The sequence below is a fragment of the Trinickia symbiotica genome (assembly GCF_003028655.1).
In the GTDB taxonomy this organism is placed as follows: Bacteria; Pseudomonadota; Gammaproteobacteria; order Burkholderiales; family Burkholderiaceae; genus Trinickia; species Trinickia symbiotica_A.
In genome coordinates, this window is sequence record NZ_PYUC01000005.1 from 39993 (window position 1) to 61331 (window position 21339).

Annotated in this window: 23 protein-coding genes and 1 pseudogene; 5 read left to right on the forward strand and 19 right to left on the reverse strand. The window is 61.8% G+C overall.

The annotated features are described in order from the left end of the window. Positions 1–152: 152 nt before the first annotated feature. Both surE and C9I57_RS10980 read right to left on the reverse strand, forming a co-directional pair. Entirely contained in the window at positions 153–938 is a 786-nt protein-coding gene (surE, locus tag C9I57_RS10975; protein WP_107150710.1) for a 5'/3'-nucleotidase SurE, read from the reverse strand. Between the two features lie 114 nt (positions 939–1052). After that, on the reverse strand, positions 1053–2462 hold the full coding sequence (locus C9I57_RS10980; RefSeq protein ID WP_440130199.1) for an MFS transporter: 1410 nt from the start codon (positions 2460–2462) through the stop codon (positions 1053–1055). Between the two features lie 573 nt (positions 2463–3035). On the opposite strand from C9I57_RS10980, the gene C9I57_RS32410 reads away from it, so the two are divergent. Genes C9I57_RS32410 through C9I57_RS10990 form a run of 3 tightly spaced genes read left to right on the forward strand, consistent with a single transcriptional unit; the run spans position 3036 to position 4575 of the window. Then, on the forward strand, positions 3036–3470 hold the full coding sequence (locus C9I57_RS32410; RefSeq protein WP_146166198.1) for a hypothetical protein: 435 nt from the start codon (positions 3036–3038) through the stop codon (positions 3468–3470). Beyond that, positions 3431–4039, forward strand: coding sequence for a chromate transporter (locus C9I57_RS10985; RefSeq protein WP_107151038.1), 609 nt, complete (start codon positions 3431–3433; stop codon positions 4037–4039). The genes C9I57_RS32410 and C9I57_RS10985 overlap by 40 nt, the downstream gene beginning before the upstream one ends. Further along, positions 4039–4575 (forward strand): chromate transporter, encoded by a 537-nt coding sequence (locus tag C9I57_RS10990; RefSeq protein ID WP_107150714.1) that lies wholly within the window; start codon positions 4039–4041, stop codon positions 4573–4575. Before C9I57_RS10985 ends, C9I57_RS10990 begins: the two co-directional genes overlap by 1 nt. 1 nt (position 4576) lies before the next feature. Here C9I57_RS10990 and C9I57_RS10995 read toward each other — a convergent pair whose 3' ends face one another. From C9I57_RS10995 to nac, 17 genes and pseudogenes are all read right to left on the reverse strand, one after another. After that, positions 4577–5437 carry a class I SAM-dependent methyltransferase gene (locus C9I57_RS10995; RefSeq protein WP_107150716.1) on the reverse strand — a complete coding sequence of 287 codons (861 nt, stop codon included), beginning with the start codon at positions 5435–5437 and terminating at the stop codon, positions 4577–4579. Between the two features lie 12 nt (positions 5438–5449). Further along, positions 5450–5571 (reverse strand): annotated as a pseudogene (locus C9I57_RS33185) (VOC family protein); the annotation flags it as partial. Between the two features lie 65 nt (positions 5572–5636). Beyond that, entirely contained in the window at positions 5637–6392 is a 756-nt protein-coding gene (locus C9I57_RS11005) for a glucose 1-dehydrogenase (RefSeq protein WP_107151039.1), read from the reverse strand. 35 nt (positions 6393–6427) lie between these two features. Then, complete coding sequence (locus tag C9I57_RS11010) at positions 6428–6943, reverse strand: gluconokinase (protein ID WP_258187594.1); 516 nt, start codon at positions 6941–6943, stop codon at positions 6428–6430. Between the two features lies 1 nt (position 6944). After that, positions 6945–7793, reverse strand: a complete 849-nt coding sequence (locus tag C9I57_RS11015) for a transporter substrate-binding domain-containing protein (RefSeq protein ID WP_107150718.1) — start codon at positions 7791–7793, stop codon at positions 6945–6947. 83 nt (positions 7794–7876) lie between these two features. After that, positions 7877–8605, reverse strand: coding sequence for an amino acid ABC transporter ATP-binding protein (locus C9I57_RS11020; RefSeq protein ID WP_107150720.1), 729 nt, complete (start codon positions 8603–8605; stop codon positions 7877–7879). Positions 8606–8630: 25 nt separating this feature from the next. After that, positions 8631–9380 (reverse strand): amino acid ABC transporter permease, encoded by a 750-nt coding sequence (locus C9I57_RS11025; protein WP_107150722.1) that lies wholly within the window; start codon positions 9378–9380, stop codon positions 8631–8633. 2 nt (positions 9381–9382) lie between these two features. Further along, positions 9383–10084 carry an amino acid ABC transporter permease gene (locus C9I57_RS11030; protein ID WP_107150724.1) on the reverse strand — a complete coding sequence of 234 codons (702 nt, stop codon included), beginning with the start codon at positions 10082–10084 and terminating at the stop codon, positions 9383–9385. A gap of 327 nt (positions 10085–10411) precedes the next feature. Beyond that, positions 10412–11422: a 2-hydroxyacid dehydrogenase gene (locus tag C9I57_RS11035; protein ID WP_107150725.1), complete on the reverse strand. Its 1011-nt coding sequence runs from the start codon at positions 11420–11422 to the stop codon at positions 10412–10414. Between the two features lie 75 nt (positions 11423–11497). Next, positions 11498–12256, reverse strand: a complete 759-nt coding sequence (locus C9I57_RS11040; RefSeq protein ID WP_107150727.1) for an SDR family oxidoreductase — start codon at positions 12254–12256, stop codon at positions 11498–11500. Between the two features lie 160 nt (positions 12257–12416). Then, complete coding sequence (locus C9I57_RS11045; protein ID WP_107151041.1) at positions 12417–13184, reverse strand: LamB/YcsF family protein; 768 nt, start codon at positions 13182–13184, stop codon at positions 12417–12419. Between the two features lie 45 nt (positions 13185–13229). Then, a complete protein-coding gene (locus tag C9I57_RS11050; protein WP_107150729.1) occupies positions 13230–13697 on the reverse strand; it encodes a biotin/lipoyl-containing protein in 468 nt (155 codons plus the stop codon). Positions 13698–13700: 3 nt separating this feature from the next. Next, positions 13701–14708 carry a biotin-dependent carboxyltransferase family protein gene (locus C9I57_RS11055; protein ID WP_107150731.1) on the reverse strand — a complete coding sequence of 336 codons (1008 nt, stop codon included), beginning with the start codon at positions 14706–14708 and terminating at the stop codon, positions 13701–13703. After that, the gene (gene pxpB, locus C9I57_RS11060) at positions 14705–15376 is read right to left on the reverse strand and encodes a 5-oxoprolinase subunit PxpB (RefSeq protein WP_181321814.1); all 672 of its coding nucleotides are present in this window, start codon (positions 15374–15376) and stop codon (positions 14705–14707) included. Before pxpB ends, C9I57_RS11055 begins: the two co-directional genes overlap by 4 nt. Before the next feature lie 83 nt (positions 15377–15459). Continuing rightward, positions 15460–16812 (reverse strand): acetyl-CoA carboxylase biotin carboxylase subunit, encoded by a 1353-nt coding sequence (gene accC / locus C9I57_RS11065; protein ID WP_107150734.1) that lies wholly within the window; start codon positions 16810–16812, stop codon positions 15460–15462. 6 nt (positions 16813–16818) lie between these two features. Beyond that, positions 16819–17328, reverse strand: a complete 510-nt coding sequence (locus C9I57_RS11070) for an acetyl-CoA carboxylase biotin carboxyl carrier protein (protein ID WP_107150735.1) — start codon at positions 17326–17328, stop codon at positions 16819–16821. 219 nt (positions 17329–17547) lie between these two features. Next, positions 17548–18474, reverse strand: a complete 927-nt coding sequence (gene nac, locus C9I57_RS11075) for a nitrogen assimilation transcriptional regulator NAC (RefSeq protein WP_107151042.1) — start codon at positions 18472–18474, stop codon at positions 17548–17550. Positions 18475–18756: 282 nt separating this feature from the next. Here nac and C9I57_RS11080 point away from each other — a divergent pair, with 282 nt between their 5' ends. Both C9I57_RS11080 and C9I57_RS11085 read left to right on the forward strand, forming a co-directional pair. After that, the gene (locus tag C9I57_RS11080; RefSeq protein WP_107150736.1) at positions 18757–19965 is read left to right on the forward strand and encodes an aspartate transaminase; all 1209 of its coding nucleotides are present in this window, start codon (positions 18757–18759) and stop codon (positions 19963–19965) included. 121 nt (positions 19966–20086) lie between these two features. Beyond that, entirely contained in the window at positions 20087–21196 is a 1110-nt protein-coding gene (locus tag C9I57_RS11085) for a porin (RefSeq protein ID WP_440130197.1), read from the forward strand. Positions 21197–21339: the final 143 nt, after the last annotated feature.

Genomic DNA, 21339 nt, shown 5'->3' on the forward strand with positions numbered 1-21339 from the left:
GATCTAGGGTTTATACCTAGTTGTTTACCCTTAGACGAATCCATGGGCGAACTGCCGCTTCGCCGCTTCGTTCTGAGGCGCTTCGGGCATTGCCGCGTCAAGCCGGTACGCATACCGGGCTCGCGCGAGGCGCCCGCCCGCTCGCCGCTCAATCAGTCAGTCCGCAACGCGTCGGCAAGCACCGTGAACGCACGCTCGTCCGTACGCTCGAATGCGAGCGGCGTGACGGAGATACCGCCGGCGGCCACGACCGCCGTCTCCGTATCCGGCCCGTTCTCACGTGGACCACGCTGGAATCGCATCCAGAAATAGTCGATGCCGCGAGGATCGACGTTCGGCAGCACATTGATCCCTTGCACGAGGCCGGGGCCTTGGCGCGTGACCGACAATGGCCCCGCCGCGGCCGCATCGACATCGGGTAAGTTCACATTGAGGCAAACGGGCTCCGCGTGGGATACATCGAGCAACCGACGAATGACGCCGGGCGCAAGCGCGCGTGCCGTATCCCACCGCACCTTCTTGCTATCAGTAAAAGTCTGGCTCAACGCGATCGAAGGAAGTCCGAGCAAGAGACCCGTCATCGCGGCGCCGACCGTCCCCGAAAACATCGTCTCGACACCGAGATTGCCGCCGCGGTTGATGCCGGAAAGCACGAGCGTCGGCGGATGGTCCACCATCAGATGACGCACGGCCATCACGACACAATCGCCGGGCGTGCCCGCGACGCCGAACCGCCGGTCGCCTTGTCGACTGACGCGCAACGGCGAATGCAGGCTGATCGAATGGGACGTGCCGCTCTGATCATGCTCGGGCGCCACGACCCAGACCTCGTCCGCGAGCTCGGCCGCGACCGCCTCGAGTGCGGCAAGACCGGGGGCATCGATTCCATCGTCGTTCGTGAGCAGTACGCGGGGCAGTTTCGAAGAGGTGGACGACATCGGAGAATTCCTTGGCGATGAGGGATTGCAAAATCGAATTGTCGCATCGGCCGGGCCACGCACGCGGCTCGGCTCACGCTCAGCCAGGCGTGGCCGCCGCGGCGCGGCGCACCGTCATTCCGCCAATGGACTCTGCACGGAGGATCGGCGCAGCCGCACGCCGACGAGACGCCGCGTGCAATAGACCGCACCGCACATGACGACTACGTCGATCGCAAAACCCATATGGATCGCACGCACGACGGCGCTTTGCCCTTGTTCGAGCGCGGCGTGATTGGCGTCCGCCACGACGCGCGCGAGACTGCGTGCGACAAGCGTGCCGATTGTGGCGGTCCCGAGCATGCCGCCGACCATTCGGGTCGACTGAATAAGGCCCGTGATAATGCCAAAGCGCGTGCGCCCGCTCAGTTCCTGCGAGAAGACATTCAGGTTGTTGAGAATGAAGCCGAGCCCGACGCCTGCCGCGGCCATCGAGACTGCGCCCAACAGGTGTGGGCTCGTCCCGCCGAGCAGCGTCGCCCCGAAGCAGCCCGCGCCGATCAACGCATAGCCGAGCGTGACGATCGACATCGGTACGCGCAGACGCGTGACGATCCGCGTGTTCACCATGCTGCCGAGCGCGAGACAAACCGGGAGCGGCGTCACCGCGAGCCCCGCCGCCTGAGGCGTCATGCCGAAACCGGTCTGCAGCAGCAGCGGCATGAAGAACAACATCGAAAACATCGCGAAACCGGCGGCGAACGAAAGCAGAAACAGCAGCACGAGATTGCGGTCTGCAAACAAGTCGATCGGCAAAATCGGCTGGGCATGCCGCTTTTCCCACGCGTACAGCGCGATGCATGAACCGATCGCTATTGCGCAGAACGTCAGCGTCGATAAGCCAAATCCGTTCGTCGGCAACCGCTCGATGCCCATTTGCAGCGACGCAAGCAGCACCGACAAAAAGGCCGCGCCGAGCCAATCGAGCTTCGCGCGCGCCTTGCCCCCGTGCTCGATACGCGGCAAATAGCGAATCACAATGTAAAGGCCGGCGAGACCCACCGGCAGGTTGACGAGAAACGTCGAGCGCCAACCATAAGTAGAACTAAGGAATCCGCCGAGAAACGGTCCGGCCGCCGTGGCGATCCCATAGGACCCCGCCATGACGACCTGCCAGCGCACACGGGCGTGCGGATCGGGAAAGAGATCGGGGATCGAGGCGAAGGCGGTGCCGACCATCATTCCGCCGCCGATGCCCTGCAGCGCTCTCGCGAACACGAGCGTCTCGACGTTCAGGGCGAGTCCGCATAGCGCGGATGCGAGCGTAAAGGTCGTGATCGACGCGATGACGAAACCCTTGCGGCCGAAGTAGTCGCCGAGCCGGCCGAAGATGGGTACGGAGACGACCGATGCGAGCAAATAGACACTCGCAATCCATGCATAGTATTCCGCGCCCTTCAGGTCGGCGACGATCGAGGGCAATGCCGTGCTGACGACCGTTTGATCGAGCGCCACGAGCATATTGACGAGCCCGATGCCGAGCATCGCCAGCAGCAATTCGCGAAACGAGCGGACGGGGGAAGCGGCGCGAGCCGGCGCGGAGAGCCCTTCAGTACCCTCCATTGCCGCCTCCGCGCGTCGTTGCGATCGCGGGAGCGTAGGCGCGAGTTCCGCGGCTGTTTCGCCCGTTCAATGCGTGTGTGATCAGTGGATGGAGAAATGAAAGGTCGGGTGCAGCCGGCATTGCAGCCATGAGCGTTTGATTTGTCCGGAAGAAGCTATCGCTATCGATAGATAGCACGTCATTATCCCAGATCGTCAGTTGCCTTGCCATGGCGCGTGCAAAGGAAGGCGAGCAATTGATTTCAGATTTGACGCGACGTTGGCGTGCATCCCGCAGCCCAGGCTGGGCGGCTCAGGCTGGTGCGCTCTTTAGCCGCTGCGGCGATTGAGCCTATTCGAGAATGGGCAAGATTTTGTAATCACCACGCCGAAGATCGCCGTATTTTTGCCTTGCGACCCCAAGGAATACCGGCACCATTACGCTCGCGACGTGGGGCAAATCTCACGGTACAAGGGAGCAAACCATTGAACAGAACGTTTTTCGGGGCTTCGCTCATGGCGATGGGGACACTCGCGGTCCTCTGCATAGTCTGGTTCCTGCAGTTTCTGTCGTTCACCGACTACTTCGAAAGCGAAGGGTTTACGTTGGGTATCAGTGTCGGACAAGCGCTGTCCTCCGAGACGTCGGACGACGCCGACAGCGACCTCGATGCGAATCGCGCTTATCCGCCGCCGCTTCCTTTGCAAGGAAACGTGAGGCAAGCCAGCCTGGTCCGTGCCATGAGATTTGTCGAACTGAAGCAGCCGCCCATCATCAACGCACGTGCCGAGCTTGATGACCGCCCCTTTCTACGCTTCGACCACCGGTCATGGCCCGCAAAGGAGCCGGAAGCAAATCGTCAGGCATCGGCGGTACCATCGCAGTCGTTTCATCACAGCCAGCGAAATCCATGCTCGACCCGAAACCCGCCGATCCGTCTGAGCCGCTGACGAGCGGCGCGCCTCGCCCCGGTGTGTCGATGCTTTTTCTGGTTTTTTCGCAGATCGGGCTGACCAGTTTTGGCGGCGGCCTCAGCGGTCGGATGATGCGCGAGTTCGTCGACGTACGCCATTGGATCGACGAAGATGAGTTTCTCAACGGCCTGGCGCTCTCTCAAGCGCTCCCGGGCGTCAATGTGAAAAACCTCGCGATCTGGATCGGCTATCGTTTGTGCGGTTGGCGCGGCGCGGTCGCCGGCTTTGCCGGCATCATTATTCCTCCGGCCTTTCTCATTATCTTGCTCGGCGTATTGTTCTCGGCGCTCACGCGTTTCGCCTTGACGCATGTCGCGCTCGCAGGCGCAGCCGCTGCCGCGATCGGGCTATCGATATCGATGGCACTAACCGCCGTGCGCCGTCTGCCGCACCGCATATTTCCCTTCTTGGTGGCGGCCCTGACGTTCATCGCGGTGGCCTTCCTGCATTGGCCGCTCGTCTGGACGGTATTGGCCGCGGGAAGCGTGAGCGTTGCGCTCGAGTACTGGCGTGCAGGCTCGGCATCGTCGGGAGCCGAACGCTGATGTCGAGCAGCAGCCGTTACGCGGCACTGGCCGCCCTATTCGCACCGCTTTCGATCGCCACGATCGGCGGCGGGCAAACCATCATCGCGGACATCCAGCGGCAGGTGGTCGATGTCCATCATTGGATGACGACCGACCAATTCATGAACGACTTCGCCATTGCGCGAATGGCGCCGGGCCCGGGCTCGCTGCTAGCGACGCTGATCGGCTGGCAGGTCGCGGGACTTTGGGGCGCTGTCATTGCGACGCTCGCGCTATTCGGCCCGACGGCGTTCCTCATCTACGGTGTCGCTCACCTTTGGCGACGTCATCAAGGCGCGCGCTGGCAGATCGCGCTCGAAGCGGGACTGCGGCCGGTGGCGGCCGGCATGCTGCTCGCTTCGGTCTATGTGCTGCTGCAGGGACTCGAAGGCGGATGGTTGGCGCGTGCGCTTGCAGCCGTTTCGACCGTCTGCGTGATGCGCACGCGCATCAATGCGCTGTTGCTGATCGCCGCGGGAGCGGCCATATTCGTCGTAGTTCGTGTGGCCTTCTGAGCTACGTCGTCGCGATTAGCAGTTCTTCGGCGTTGCTCGGTGGACGAAGGCCGTCGGATCGGCCGGCGAAGTAGCGCTGCGTCAGGTCGTCTGCCGACACGTGCAGTGCGGCCGTGAAGCCACTCTCCTTGGCCAATTCCAACATCTGTGCCGGCGTGAAGAAGCTGATGAACGGCGTGCCGCTCGCTTGCGCACCCTTGGCGGCCATTTCGAGCCCCGGCCGCACGTCCGGGTCCGCCAATTCCAGCGGAAGCAGGAATGTCATTGCAAGCGTCGACCCGGGTGCGAGCGCCGCGACTTCACGCAGCGCCGCCGCGTTTGCCTCCTTCGTCAGATACATGCTGACGCCCGTCGAGACTACGACGGCCGGCTTGCCTGTATCGAAGCCGGCTGCCGCCAGCCCCTCTCGCCACGATCCGCCCGCTTCGAAGTCGACGGGCACGAAACGCAACCAATCGGGCACGCCGAAGCCGAGGTCAGTCAAGCGCCGACGCTTCCACCTCTGCGGGCCGGGTCGATCGACTTCGAAGACCGTCAAGCCAGCGGCAATGTCCGGCCGTCGCTGCGCAAAGCTGTCGAGGCCAGCACCTAGGATCACGTACTGCGTTAGTCCGTGCGCTGCTTGCTCGACGACAAAATCCTCGATGAAGCGAGCGCGCGCGACGATCGATGCGCGAAATGGGCGAGTGAACTCGGGATTCATGTCGCCACGCTGCCGCCAGCCGGGATCCGGTGCAAGCAGCCGAAGACCAATCTCGTCATCGAGCACGTGCGGCGGTGCATCGATCCGAACATGAAGGGCTCGCCACAATGCGACCCGTGCGGCTGTGCTCTCCGGGCCGTCGTCCCGTACTTCGCTCATGGACCCTCCTTATCAATCAGCCTTGGCCGGCGCCTGAAGTCGCCAAACACGTCCGTCAGCATCGCGCACGGTCATCTCGCTGTACTCCAGTGCGTCTCTTCGAACGGCGTAATGACGTCGACGATTGCTTCTGGCGTCAATGCGCCGCAGTCTAGCAAACCCCGACAGGAGGTTGATTGAATCAGGTAGCGGCACGAAGCTAGAGCGTTGCCGTCACGCCACCATCCACATACAGAATATGACCGTTGACGAAGTTCGACGCATTGCTCGCCAGAAACACCGCCGCGCCGACAAGATCCTCAACATCGCCCCAGCGACGCGAAGGCGTACGGCCAATCAACCAGCTGCTGAATTTCTCGTCGTTCACGAGCGCTTCCGTCAATTCAGTCTTGAAGTACCCGGGCCCCAGGCCGTTCGCTTGGATGCCGTGCTGGCCCCAGTCGATCGCCATGCCTTTGGTCAGCATCTTCACTGCGCCTTTGCTCGCGGTATAAGCAGCAATGCTCGGACGACCCAGCTCGCTCTGTACTGAACAGATGTTGATGATCTTGCCGCGCTTGCGCTCGATCATGTACCGCGCGACCGTCTGGCCCACCAGAAACACGCTCTCGACGTTGGTCTTCATCAGTTCTTCCCACTGTTCGTGCGAGAACTGCTCGAGCGGCGCGCGGCGCTGCATCCCGGCATTGTTGACAAGGATGTCGATTGCGCCGACATCCTGCTCGATACCCGCGACGGCCGCCTTGACTTCCTCGGGCGACGTCACGTCGAATCTTGCTGCACGGACTGTTGCGCCTTCTTTGCGCAAACGCCCGACGGCTTCCGCCAGGCGCGCCTCGTTGCGCGCATTCAGCACGACTTCCGCGCCCGCGCTCGCCAGTCCCTTGGCGAGGGCAAAGCCAATTCCCGTACTCGATCCTGTGACCAGCGCACGGCGGCCAGAAAGATCGAACATCTCCAGATTGTTTTTCAACTCGACTCCTTGTTCATTCAGTGCCCTACACTCTGTTCCGTCTCCGCGCGGATCCATCGCACGGCCTCGGCGACATTGCGTCCGAGCGCCTGCCCGGCAGACAGACACAGCACGCGGCCTTCACCGGCCGGCGACTCCAGCGCCGCGAACTGATCGGCAACCAGAGAGGCCGGAAACTCATGGCCACGTCGTTGCGAGACTCGTTCGATGGCTTCAGACAACGAGATGTCGAGGAACACGAAATTCAGGTCGTCCACGCTGGCGCGCAAGCGCGCACGGTAGCTTCGTTTCAACGCAGAACACGAGAGGACAGTCGTGTCGGCCTTCGTGTGCATACATGCCGACAACCGATCCAACCAGGGTTCGCGATCACTGTCGCACAACGCAATGCCTCGGCGCATCTTATCCCGACTTTCCTCCGCGTGATGGTCGTCCCCTTCGACGAAGCTACCGTTGAGCGCCTGAGCGAGACGGCGCGCGAGTGTCGACTTGCCCGATCCCGACACGCCCATCACCACGACCTTATATGCCACTTCAGGACACCGGCGTGAACTTGAGCTGATTGATCGGCGTCACCTTCTCGGTTCGCGTGAGTCCGTAAGGCGTCTTCGGTCCGAGCCACTTCTCGAAGATGCTGCTCATCTCGCCGCTTTGCTCCATTGCTTCAAGCGCCTTGTTGACCGCGCCCAGCAACGCCGGCTCGTTCTGCCGCAAACCGACTGCAATCGGCTCGATCAGCATCGGCTCCGACACGATCGCGACGGCGCCGTCCGTGCCTTCCACCTGCTTCGCGATCTTCGTAGCCGTCATCTGATTCGTGACAAAGCCCTTCACCTTGTTCTGCTCCAGTGCAAGGAAGGCCGAACTCGTATCATGGAACGTGACGGCCTCTCCGCCCTTGATCGAAATCGGAATCGACTGTGCGGACGTCGAGCCGTCGGCGGCACTGATCTTTTGTCCCGTGAAGTCAGCGAGTTTCTTGTTCGCGTCGGCTTTCTTCACCACTAGCACTTCTTTGGTCGAATAGTACGAATCGCTGAAGTCGATCTGCGTCGCGCGCGTTTTGGTATAGGCCAGATTCGCGACGACAATATCGACGCGCCCCAGCTTCAGTTGCGGAATGCGCGCTTCGACGGCCAGCGGTTCGAGCTTCGCCTTGACGCCAATCTGTTTTGCGACGGCATTGCACAGGTCCACATCCATGCCTTCCAGTTGCCTCGTCTGCGCATTCGGATACGAAAACGGCTCGACATTCGAGTACACGCCGCAGGTGATTTCACCACGGCTCTTGATATCGGCCAACTGATCGGCGTGAGCCGGCGCAATCCACGCGAGCGCGCCACACGCGATCAATATTCCCGCGCAAATCTTCTTTACCTGCATTTCCAAACTCCTGAAGTTTATGTTGGGTAATCAACTGCCGATCGAGCTGCATCGATCTCGCTCGTCAAGGCCTGCCGCCTCGTCTAATGCGTGCGTAGATCCGACAGGAATCGTTGTGCCCGCGCGTGCTTCGGACGAGAGAAGAACTCGTCAGGCGTCGCCGTTTCGAGCATCTGGCCGGCATCCATGAACCACACGCGGTCCGCGACCTCACGTGCAAAGCCCATCTCGTGCGTAACACACATCATCGTCATGCCTTCCTGGGCGAGGCTTTTCATCACGTTCAGTACTTCCCCCACCATTTCCGGGTCGAGCGCGCTGGTAGGTTCGTCAAACAGCATGGCGGGCGGGTCCATCGCCAGCGCCCGTGCAATCGCGACGCGCTGCTGCTGACCGCCCGACAATTGCGCAGGGTATGCATTCGCCTTGCTCGACAGACCGACGCGCGACAGCAGTTCCGACGCTTTACGCTCCGCCTCGGCGCGCTTGAGTCCGTTCACACGCATCGGCGAAAGCGTGATGTTGTCGAGCACGGAGAGATGCGGAAAGAGATTGAACTGCTGGAATACGAAACCGATACGGCTGCGATAGGCATTCAGCCCGATCTTCCTGTCGTGAATGTTCTGGCCGTCGAAAAAGATCTGCCCTCGGTTGATTTCCTCGAGACGATTGACGGTGCGGATCAGCGTCGACTTTCCCGACCCCGAAGGCCCGCACACGACGACCACTTCGCCTTTACGCACTTCGGCATTCACATCCACGAGCGCGTGATACTCGCCGTACCATTTGTTGACGCCGGAAAACTTGATCATGCGACACCTCGAATTGAGTGAACGCCTAGTTCTTGCCAGGCAATGGATCGGCTAGCGCGACTGCACTCGCCTTCGTCTTCGCGACGCGAGCGCCTGCCCGCTTGCGGGTCACGCGTCGTTCAAGGAACTGGGCGAACTGTGTCAACGCATAGCACAGCGCGAAATAGCTCAGCGCAAGAATCAGGTAGACAGGAAACGGCTTGGTCAGCAGCCGGTTGTTGATCTGGTCGGCTGCGAACGAAATTTCCTGGACGTTGATAATGTAGCCAAGCGATGTCTCCTTGATCGTCGATACGAACTGCGTGACCATGCTTGGCACGACGTTGTACAGCGCCTGCGGCAGGATCACGGCGCGCATCGTCTTTATGTAGCTCAAGCCGAGCGCACGCGACGCTTCCATTTGCCCGCGCGGCAGCCCTTCAATGCCCGCGCGGATAATTTCGCCGAGATAGGCCGAGTCGTAGACCACCAGTGCGCACAACATCGTGACGAAGCCGGTGACGGGATAACCGGTAAGCACGGGCACAAGGAAATACACCCAGAAGATCACCATCAGGAGCGGCACGCCACGCACCATATAGACAAGACCGGTGGCAGGCGCGCGCAGCACGGCGAACGGGCTGATCCGTGCGAGCGCAACCAGAATGCCGAGTGGAAAGGCGATAACGAGTGCCGACAGCGAAAGCAGGATAGTCAACACGACGCCGCCTAGCGGGCCGTGCGGATACTGCCCGATGAGCAGAAGCGTCCAGTTATCACGCAGGATTTCGAACATGATCACCTGACTCCTGGAATACGGTAATGCGCCGCAATCCGTGCTCCGCAGAGCATGATGACAAGCGAGATGCCGAGGTAGACCACCGTGGCGACGAAGTAGGATTCAAAAGAGAGGAACGTCTCGTTTTCGATTTGACGCGTCACGTAAGTGAGTTCCGCTGCGCCTATCGCCATCGCGAGACTCGTGTTCTTGAAGAGCAGCACGGTGTGATTGATCATCGGCGGAATCGCCTTGCGCAGCGCTTGCGGCAGCACGACGTAACGCATTGCACTGAAGAAATTCAGACCCAGCGCGCGCGACGCTTCGAACTGGCCATAAGGAATGGCGCGCAGGCCGCTGCGAATGTCCTCTGACAGATAAGCTGCGCTGCAAAGTCCGATCGCGATCACGGCGAAGATGAACTGGCCGTTATAGTTATTCAGCAGCGCCTGCACCTGCTCCGGCAGAATGTTCGAGATCCCGAAATACCAGAACAGGATTTGAACCAGCATTGGAACGTTACGGTGATAGGCAACGAAACTCGCAACGAAGGCTCTCGCAGGACGGAGGTTTGTCATCCGAATCAACGTCAGAAGAATGCCAACGATCATCGAAAACACCCACGCCAACGCCGCCATCGCGAGCGTGAGCTCCATGCCATGGAGAAACAACGCCCCGTAATCGCCCTGCAGCACGGTTGCAAGGTCAAAATGAAGTTTCATGTTGTACGTCCCTATGATTCAGATCGGGCCATACCCGGTCTGGTTGAACGCATGGCAAGGCCGCTCGTCGCTCCTAAAGCGGTCAATGACTGCAAGCTTGAATCGATACTAGCTCGCAAAAAAAGGCCCTTGCAGATGCCTTTCCTCTGGTGCGATAAGTTTCGAGAATGATGGGCTGAACCGGCTTGCAGCCGTGGCTCGAGCGAAGTCGGGCATGGGATATGTCTCCAATGTGGACGCCTCTACGGGCACCTCGTTTGTCGTTTTGCATGTGCGCTCGTAATGAGAGCGCACATGGACTTGCATCACGTCATACGCATGCGGCTCTTAGCGCTCTTCCAGCGCGCCCGACAACACCTGCGGATTCACAGGCGTCGGCGGCTTGCCCGCCGTCGGACCACAGCCCAGCGCCGCAATCAGGTTGTCCACGCAAAGCGAGGCCATCGCGTGCCGCGTGGAAACCGATGCGCTGCCGATATGCGGCGTCAGCACGACGTTTTTCTGCGCGAGCAGCGCGGGATGCACAACGGGCTCGCCTTCGAACACGTCCAGCCCCGCCGCCGCGATGCTGCCCTCCTTGAGCGCCTCGGCCAGCGCGGCATCGTCCACCACGCCGCCGCGCGCGATGTTGGTCAGCGTCGCCGACGACTTCATCTGCTTCAGTTCCGCCGCGCCGATTGAATGGTGAGAGCTCGAGGAATACGGCACTACAACGATGAGATGATCGGACTCGCGCAACAGCGTTGCCTTGTCGACGTAGTGCGCACGGCAGCTTTCCTCCACCGCTGCCGGCAATTGCGAGCGGTTGTGATAAATCACGCGCATGTTAAATCCGAATGCGCCGCGACGCGCAATCGCCTGCCCGATGCGGCCCATGCCGAGAATACCGAGTGTCGAGCCATGCAAGTCACCGCCGACGAACATGTCGTAGCGTCCCGTTTTCGTCCAGAGGCCTCCGCGCAGATAGTGCTCTGACTCGGCGATGCGCCGCGCGGTGGCCATCATCAGCGCAAAGCCAAAATCTGCCGTCGTATCGGTGAGAACGTCCGGCGTGTTGGTCACGATCACGCCGCGCGCGGTGCATGCGTCCACGTCGATGTTGTTGTAGCCGACCCCGATGTTGCACACCGCTCTGAGTTGGGGACAGGCATCGAGCAGCGTCGCATCGATACGGTCGCTGCCTGCCGTCATCGCGCCTACCTTGCCTTGCAGACGCGCGATCAGTTCCGGTTGCGTCCAGATCGCGTCGTCCGGATTGTCGGTGACATCGAAGTTCGCGCGCAGGCGATCGACGATGTCGGGAAACGACGCGCGGGTCACGAGTACCGGTACACGCATGAAAGATCTCCTTGTCAAACTCTGTGTTGATTGAAAGTCCACCAGCGCGGCCGCTTCGCAGTCATGTCGGATCGCCTACCCAGCCTGCCCAGCGGGCCCCCGCTTGATCGTCGTGAGCCCGCCTGGCACCTGCAGCGTGGGCAAAATTTCCATGTTGCTGATATTCACCGCGAGCGGTGCGGCGATGGCGAACGCAATCGCGTCGGCGATGTCTTCCGGTGTCGGCAGTTCGAAGCCGTCGATGAACTGCTTGCGCGCCTCGTCGATGTTGCCGTGGACGTGACCAAAAATATCGGTGGCGACGCGGCCGGGACAAATCTCCGTCACGCGCACGCGCTTGCCCGTCGCATCGACGCGCAACTGTCGCGACAACGCATGGATCGCTGCCTTAGTCGCGTGATAGATCGAATTGCCGTTGAAGTTATAGATAGCCGCAATCGAGCTGATATTGACGATATGGCCACGATCGCGCGCGACCATGCCCGGCATCGTCAGCCGAACGATATGCAGCACCGCCTGCAGGTTGACTTCAACCTGAACGTCGATGTCCTCGACGCCTGCGTCCAGAATCGAGCCCTTGCGCGACACGCCCGCATTGTTGACGACGATGTCGAACGGCACCTCCTGCGTCAGTTTCGTCACAGCCGGCAGATCACTGACGTCGATCGCATGCGGAATGCAGCCGGTGCGCGCCGCCAGTTCATTCAGGCGATCGGCACTGCGTGCCAGCGCGTGCACTTCGAGTCCTTCGCGACAGAATCGCTCGACGATCGCCGCGCCCATACCCGTGGAAGCGCCCGTCACGAGCGCAGTCTTATAGTCTGAAAACGGCATGAATGACCTCTGTCTCGAGTTCTGCGTATCGCTCAGCGAGATGGGCGATACGTCTGTTAAGAATGTATACGTCGTGAAAACACGGGGCAAAGACGGATTGGATGTGTAGCGATAAGGCCCGCTTATGGATTGCCTTTACCCGATTTGCCACGCTGCGCCGCTATCGAACGACCTTGGATACGGGCACCACCCGGCCGCCCGCCGCTTCGATCGAGCCGCGCACCGCGCGTGCGAGTTCGACGGCGCCGGGCGTATCGCCGTGCAGCAGGATCGACTGAACCTTCACCTTGAGCTTGTTGCCGGTGATGGTCGTGATCGTGCCATCTTCGAGCAGCGTCTGGACGCGCGCCATCACAGCCGCACGGTCCTTGATGACGGCGCCTTCGAGCTTGCGCGACACGAGCGCTCCCTGATCGTCGTAGGCGCGGTCGGCGAGAAACGTGTTCGCCGTGCGAATGCCGATGCGGTCCGCCGCGCGCTCGATCTCCGTGTTCGTGGATACGCTGATGATCAGGTCGCGGTCGAATTCCGCCACGGCTCGCACCAGCGGCTCGGCCAGCTCGTACGACGCCGCAGCCATATTGCCGAGCGCGCCATGAAAGCTCATATGCGTGACGCGATGCCCCGCCCGCTTCGCGATACCAGCAAGCGCGCCCATCTGATAGACGACATAGTTCGCCAGTTCCAGCGGATCGGCCTGAATCTGCCGACGGCCGAAACCGAGCATATCGGGAAAGCCGACATGCGCGCCCACTTCGATCTGGCGCGCGAGCGCGAGACGCACCGTTCTATCCATGATGACGGGATCGCCCGCGTGAAAACCGCATGCCACGTTCGCGGACGACACGACATCGAGCATCGCTTCGTCCTCGCCCATCCGGTACGGTCCGAAGCCTTCGCCGAGATCGGCGTTGAGATCTATTTCCACAATCCATTCTCCGTTTTCTATCGGATGCCATCCATCGCGATGCATTTAGGCTATCGGCACAATCTCGAACAACGGCGTGCCATAGCCCACTGTCACACCATGCGCGACGAGCGGTTGCGTCACCACGCCCGCAACCGGCGCGACCACGGGCACACACAAATGCGCAATCTGCAGCAGCCCAATTACATCGCCCTGTGCAACGTGAGCGCCGCCTTCGACGAGCGGCGCTGCACGCGCCGGATGCGCCGGGAGAAAGATGCCCGTCGTTTTGGCCGTCACGCTGACAGCGTGCGGGCGGGCATCCTGTGCGCTGTCTGTGCGCGTCGCAGATGCCGATGCCAATGACGCCGATGGCTCTCTCAGCGTGTCCTTGCCACTACGATGCCCATCGTCGACCTTCAGACGCACGGTTGCGCCAGGCTTGCTGACCTCGATGAACCCGATATCGCTCGCGGCCAGCCACGCTGTGATCTGCCGAATCTCCCCGAGGTCCACTTCGATTTTCTGTGTCATGTTTCAGTGTCTGGAGGAACGAAAGAGTCCTATGAGATGGCGGACCCGCGTGAGGTAATGCTCGAGTTCGTCCAGTGCGGCGACGGCTTCCTGATACGTCGCCCGGGCAAAACGGATCTTCGTCCCGATACGCGCCTGAGCGAGCCGCCACAGATCCGCTTCGATCACCGTGCCGATCTTCGGATAACCGCCCGATGGCTGCGCGTCGCGCAACTGAATGATCGGCTGGCCGCTGTGCGGCACCTGGATCACGCCAGGCACGATGCCGTGCGAGCGCTTTTCGATGTGGCGCACCGGCTCCAGCGGTGGACCCGCTAGCCGATAACCGTACCGGTCGCTCTGCGTCGTGACTTTCCATCCTTCGCGCCAGAACGCTTCGATCGATTCCGGCTGATAGCAGTCGTATTCGGCCGCGGGCAGCACGCGCACTACCGTATCGCCCACTTCAGCGCATGGCGTGGACACCGGCACGGGCAACGCATGTTCGGGCGGTACCATGCCGAAGCCCGCGCTGCGCACCGCTTCATCGGTTTCGGCGCGGTGAATGAAGCCGATTGCCTTGAGAACATCGCCCTTGAGCAACTGACGGCCTTCGTAGCCGCCGAACTGGCCACGCAACTGCGTGCTGCGCGAACCGAGCACGACAGGAACATCGACGCCGCCCGCGAGCGACAGATAGCACCGCGTGCCGTTATTCGGCACGCCGATGGTCAACACATCGCCCTTTCTTGCATGCGTCGTCCACCAGGGCAGCACGGGTTTATCACCCAGCCGCGCGGCGCAATCGGCGCCCGTAATGGCGAAGTCGAGGTCATCGAGAAAGCGGATGCGAAAGGGGAACATCGGAATTTCGATAGCGGCTGCGTCGTCGGGATTGCCGAGCAGCAGATTGCCGACCGCCAGCGCCAGCCGGTCCATCGCGCCCGCCGTACCGACACCGTAGCGCAGATAGCCCTCGCGGCCATGGTCCTGCACCGTGGCGAGCGCGGATGAAGACAGTACCTCGATCATCGGATAATCCTCTCGACGCAAAAACGGATCATGTCGCCGGGTGCGAGCGTCGCCGGGGTGTCTCGCGATGGATCGAAGAACACCATCGACGTATGGCCGATGGTGTTCCAGCCGCTTGGCCCCGTCGACGCCGACACGCCCGTTTGCACGCCGCCGATCGACACCGCGCCGCCGGGCAGGCGCAGCACGGGCACCTTGCGGCGCGGCGTGGCGATGCGCGGGTCCATCCCCCCGAGATAGCAGTACCCCGGATGGCTGCCCAACGCATAGACGGTATAAAGCGGCGCGCAGTGCAAGCGCACGACCTCGTCGACGGACAGTCCCGTGTGGTCGACGACATCCTGCAGGTGCGGCCCGAACTCGCCGCCGTACACGACGGGTAACTCGACGACCTTGCCTTCGATCTGCAACTCGCCTGCGGCCGTCCATGCGTCGCGCAACGCGTCGGCGAGCGAGTCGGGGTCGGCAGGCGGCGTGACGAACGTCAGCATCAGATTGGTGACGCCCGGCACCGCTTCGCGCACGCCCGGCCATGACTCGACTTCGCGGGCGAGCGACCAGATGCGCCGTTGCGCCGGCAGATCGAGTGCGCCCGGCGCTTCGAACAGCATGGCCGTTGTCCCCAACATGCTGATGGTCAACTGTTGCTCCGATTCGTCGCGGTTCATCGCGGGTGCCGCCCTCGTGGCATTCCGCTGACGCCCACGGGATGTAGCCGCGTCACCCATCGACGCGTGCTCAATGGTCAGCGTCATGCCTGCTCCCTTTCTGCGAGCCAGCGCTCGAGATGATGTATATCGACCCCGCCTGCCCGGAAGCCCTCGTCGCCGAGCATCGCCCGATGCAGCGGCACGTTGGTACGGATGCCTTCGATGCGCAGTTCCGACAGCGCGGCACGCATGCGTGTCAACGCCTCGTCACGCGTGTCGCCGTGCGTGATGACCTTGGCGATCAGCGAGTCGTAATAGGGCGGGACGACGGAACCGCTGCTAATGTGGGAATCCACGCGGACGCCGTTGCCACCGGGCAATTCCCACACCTCGACCTTGCCCGGGCAAGGCACGAACGAAAACGGATCTTCCGCGTTGATCCGGCATTCAAAAGCGTGCCCTTGCGTGCGGATATCGCGCTGACTCGCACTCAATGCATGACCTTGTGCGATGCGAATCTGCTCTCGCACGATGTCAATGCCCGAGGTCATTTCGGTCACGGGGTGTTCAACCTGCAGCCGTGTATTCATTTCGATGAAGTAGAAGCAGCCATCTTCGAACAGAAATTCGAAGGTGCCCGCTCCGCGGTAGCCGATCTGCCGGCACGCTTGCGCGCAGCGTTCGCCTACATGGCGAATCAGCTCCGGATCGATGCCCGGCGCGGGCGCCTCCTCCAGCACTTTCTGATGCCGGCGTTGCAGCGAGCAGTCGCGTGAGCCAAGCCACAAAGCGTTGCCGTGCGTATCGCACAGGACCTGGATTTCGACATGGCGCGGATACTGGAGGAATTTCTCAACGTAAAGCTCGGGCTTGCCAAACGCGCGGCGAGCTTCCTCACGCGTCACGGTGACCGCCTCCAGCAGCTGATCGGGCTCGCGCACGACCCGCATGCCACGCCCGCCGCCGCCCCCTGCCGCCTTCACGATCACGGGAAAGCCGATCTCTTCCGCGATCCGCATGATGAGTTCGGGATCGTCCGGCAGGCCGCCGTCCGGCCCCGGCACACAAGGCACGCCTGCTGCGCGCATCGCGCGCTTGGCGGCGACCTTGTCGCCCATCGTGCGGATGGAATGCGGCGCCGGGCCGATGAAGGTGAGCCCCGCCGCTTCAACTTCAGCGGCAAAGTCCGCGTTCTCGGAGAGGAACCCGTAACCGGGATGAATCGCTTCTGCTCCGCTCACGTGAGCCGCAAACAGAATCGCGGCATGGCTCAGATAGCTCTGACCCGGCGATGCGGGACCGATGCATAGCGCCTCATCGGCCAGCCGAACGTAGCGCGCATCGGCGTCCGGCTCGGAATAGACGGCGACCGTCTTGAGCCCCAGTTCGTGACACGCACGCTGGATGCGAAGCGCAATTTCGCCGCGATTGGCAATCAGTACCTTGTTGAACATGGTCGATCAGCCGATGCGAAAGAGCGGTTGACCCGATTCGACTTCGCTACCGGGCGCGACGAGCACCTCGTATAGCGTGCCGCGGCAATCGCACTCGATCGCGTTGAACATCTTCATCGCTTCGATCGTGCACAGCACCTGCCCTTCTACGACCGAGTCGCCCACCTGCACGAACGGCGCTTCACCCGGCGACGGCGTGAGGTGAACGATGCCGAACATCGGTGCGCGAACGATCTGCGGTGTGTCGGCCGTCGCCGCCGTGGCGCTCCGCGCACTGGTTGCTGCGCGGGTGGTGTCGACGGCATTTGTCGTCTCATCGAACGGCTCTCCCCTCTCTTGCCGCTCGCCCGGAAGCGGCGCAGCGGAGCGGTCTTCGCCCCGTTGCACAGCGCCGCGGCCGCCACGACGTTTTGCCTTGACAAGCTTGACCCGTTCCTCGCCCTCGATCACCTCGAGCCTGTCAAGCGGCGATTCCGCCAGCAGGTCGATCAGTGCTTTTATCTTCTGAAGATCCATCCTTGAGCCCGTAGCCGGTTAGGCGCACGCCGCAAGACCGGCGTGCGTGAAACACCGCGGCTGCGCGACGGGCCTGACTCAGGGCCGTTGTGTCGCCAGCTCGACGGCAAGCCTTATCGCGCCGGCTCACTGCACGCCGGGCGACTGGCGATGGACTCAATGTATCCGGCGCAGAAAAATTGCGCCAAGACGGTTTGGCTTTGTCGCGATAAGGTGCGCTTATGTATCGGCGCCAGGCACGACGCGCACGCCGAGCGCGAGGTCGCCGGCCAGTTCCAGCAGGATGTCCTTGACGGCCGCGGCAGGCTCGGAAAGCGGCAAGTGGTCGGACAGACAGACCGACAGCGGAATTTTGATGACGGGCGATACGATGCGCGACTGCACGATGTCGCCCGCCGCCGCCACCACCCGCGCGGTGGATTCAGGCAGAATGGTCGCGCCGATCCCCGCGCCCACAGCAGCCGACAAGGTCGATGCGGATTCGATTTCGGCGACCACGTTCGGCATCATCTGCACGCTCGCAAACCCTTCGTCGACGTATTTGCGCAGATAGTTATACGGGCGAGGCAACAGAAGCGGCACGTCGCGCAAGTCCGTGACAGCGATTTTCTCCTGCACGATCCCCATGCTGCGCGGCGCGACGAGAAACATCTCCTCGTTCATCAGCAGCTGGAACGACAGGCCGTGAACCGGCTTGTCGCCGTACAGCACGGCCATGTCCATGCGCCCGTTCATGATGAGCTCGCTGAGCGTCGTGCCAAAGTTCTCGTTGATATAGAGCAGGATGCTCGGATGCCGCGCACGCACGGTGCGCAGCAGCGGCAGCGACAGCGCCGACGCGCCCGTACCCGGCGCAAGCCCGACGGATACCTGCCCGGACAAGGTCTGGCCGGCGCTTTTCACGTCGGTCTGAGCCTGTTCGTACTGACGAAGAATCAGTTGCGCGTGACGGTAAAGGGTCGCGCCCGCCTCCGTGGTCGTGACACCGCGCTTCGTGCGCACGAGCAGCTGCTGCTGGAACTCGTCTTCGAGCGTGATCAGTTGCTGGCTCAATGCGGGCTGCGCGATGTGAAGCACTTCGGCGGCCTGGGTCAGGCTGCCGATATCGACGATCTTCACGAAATACTTCAAACGCCGCAGATTCACGGTTTGGCATGTCAAGGTTGGCGAATTGCAAACATGATAGGGCAAGCTCGGGCCAACGCACAGTCTTCAAAATCCTTACCCTCGCCTCCTGCGCACGGTCGCTCACCGTGCCTGCTGCGGCTGCAAACGGCCCTCTGACGCCGTCTGTCACACATTCGCTGGGGCGCGGTCATCGCGCCGCATCATAAGTGGATGTTATTGCACCAGCGGAAAGTCATCTTGGCTTGAACTTTTTCGTGCGCTTAATGTGAAGCCTCGTCAAATGCCGTCGAGGAGTCAAGTGTGAGTGCATCGCGCATTGCCGCCCGCGTCCAGCGGATCAAACCATCACCAAGCAGCGCAGCGGCCGACCGGGCTGCGGAACTGCGGCGGCAGGGAAAACACATTGTGAATCTGGTGGTCGGCGAACCCGATTTCGATACGCCCGCGCATATCCGCAAGGCTGCCTTCGATGCGATGGAACGTGGCGAAACGCGCTACACGGCGACGGCCGGCACGCCCGCGCTGCGGGCCGCGATCGCGGCGAAGCTGCAACGCGAGAACGGCCTTACGTACAATCCCAAACACATCATCGTGACGTGCGGCGCCAAGCACGCGATCTTCAATGCGCTCGCCATCACTGTCGAAGCCGGTGATGAAGTGCTGATTCCCGCGCCGTACTGGGTCTCCTATCCGGACATGGCACTCGCATGCGACGGCGTGCCCGTCGTCGTACCCTGCACCGAAGAGGACGGCTTCAAGCTCACGCCTGACCTCCTCGATGCCGCAATCACATCGCGCACGCGCTGGTTGATCATCAATTCTCCGACCAATCCGACGGGCGCGACCTATACGGGCCGGGAACTGCGCGCACTCGCCGACGTGCTGCTGCGTCATCCGCACGTGCTGGTGATGATGGACGACATCTACGAGCACATCCGTTTCGACGGTGACGCGACGCCGCACCTGCTGGCCATCGAACCGGCGCTCGCATCGCGCACGCTGGTGGTCAACGGCGTGTCGAAGACGTACGCGATGACGGGCTGGCGTATCGGCTACGTGGCCGGTCCCGCCGACCTCATCGCTGCGCTCGACACGCTGCAATCGCAATCGACCAGCAATGCCTGCACAATCAGTCAGGCCGCGGCACTCGCCGCACTGACGGGCGACCAGACCTTCGTGCAGAAATCAGTGCAGACGTACAAGGCGCGCCGCGATCACGCGCTCGAAGCGCTCAACGCCATTCCCGGCATCAGTTGCAAGACACCGGGCGGCGCGTTCTATCTCTATGTCAACTGCAGTGGTCTGATCGGACGCACGACTCCGCAAGGCAAGCGCCTCGAAGGCGATACGGATGTCGTCCTGTATCTGCTCGAACAGGCCGGCGTCGCACTCGTCGCCGGATCCGCCTATGGCGTGTCGCCGTTCTTCCGCATGTCGATCGCGACGAGCATCGACATCATCGACGAAGGTTGCCGGAAGATCGCAGACGCCGTCGCCGCCCTCGACTGAGAGTGATGCGACGGCGCCTCTCGCGAGCCCGTCGCATGATGAAAAAGGCATGCCGCGCCGACAGGACGCGGCAGTCGGATTAGCGCTTTCTTTTCTCGTTAACAGGCAAGGGGATCTATTCGTGAAAAAACTACTATTAGGACTACTAAGCTTACCGGCTTTGGCTGCCTCAGGGGCAGCATACGCGCAATCGAGCGTCACACTCTACGGCATTATCGATGAAGCAGTTCGCTTCGATACGCATCAGAACAAGTCCGGCGGCAAACTCTTCACGATGGGTAGCGGCGGAGAAATTCAGGGCAGCCGCTGGGGCCTGCAAGGCACCGAAGATCTGGGCGCCGGTCTGGCAGCCATTTTTCAGCTGGAAGGCGGCTTCACGCCGAATACGGGTGTGACGCAGCAGTCGACGCCATCCGGCGCGGCGCGCCTGTTCGGCCGCACCGCGCTGGTCGGCTTGAGCAGCCCGTACGGCACGGTGACGTTGGGACGCCAGTACACGCTGGTGCACGAAACGGGCTGGACGCACGATATCTATGCGTTCGCCAATTACACCGGCACGGTCGGCTTTCAGGGCGCGGGCTTGACGGGCGGCGGGCGCCTCGACAATACGGTCCGTTACACCTCGCCTACGCTTGCCGGCTTCACGCTCAAGGGGGCCTATACATTCGGCCAGACGGCTGGGAATTTCCACCAGAACTCGTCGCCTGCCGTGAGCATTTCGTATGACAATGGTCCCTTGAACGTCGGTGCGGCCTACCAGATCGTCAACAACATCGGCGGCCTGAATCCTGCCACCACGGCCTATGGCAGCACATACTTCGGCGTGACGATCCCCGACAGCTCACAGAAGATTTTCACAGCGGGCGCAACGTACAAGTTCGGCGCGGCGAAGTTGTTCGGCTCGTACATCTACAGCCATGTCTATCCCGCTGACTACCGCAACGACTCGTTCTCGGCTGCCGTCCAGTACTACATCACGCCTACGTTCGTGCTCGATCTTCCGGTCTATGTCGATTTCGTCCATCACGCTGGTCAAAGCGGCACTCGCATTACGAGTGGCCCGACATTCGACTATCTGCTGAGCAAGCGCACCGATGTCTATGTCGGCGTGGACTACAACCACCTGACGGGTGCGTGGACGACACTCGCGGCGGCATCCGGATCGAATCAGCCGTTCTTTGGCTTCAACTCACTATTCGAAGCCGCAATCGGGCTGCGTCATAAGTTCTAGTATCGGCGGCGTGCAGAGGGAACTTGCCCTCTTGCACCCTCTTCGGCCCTCTTGCGACGCCCGCCGGTTTCCTCACCCGTCAGATCGCGTTGGGGCGCGCCTCGCGTCCCAATAACGCTCGTCCCCTCTCCCGACAAGAAGCG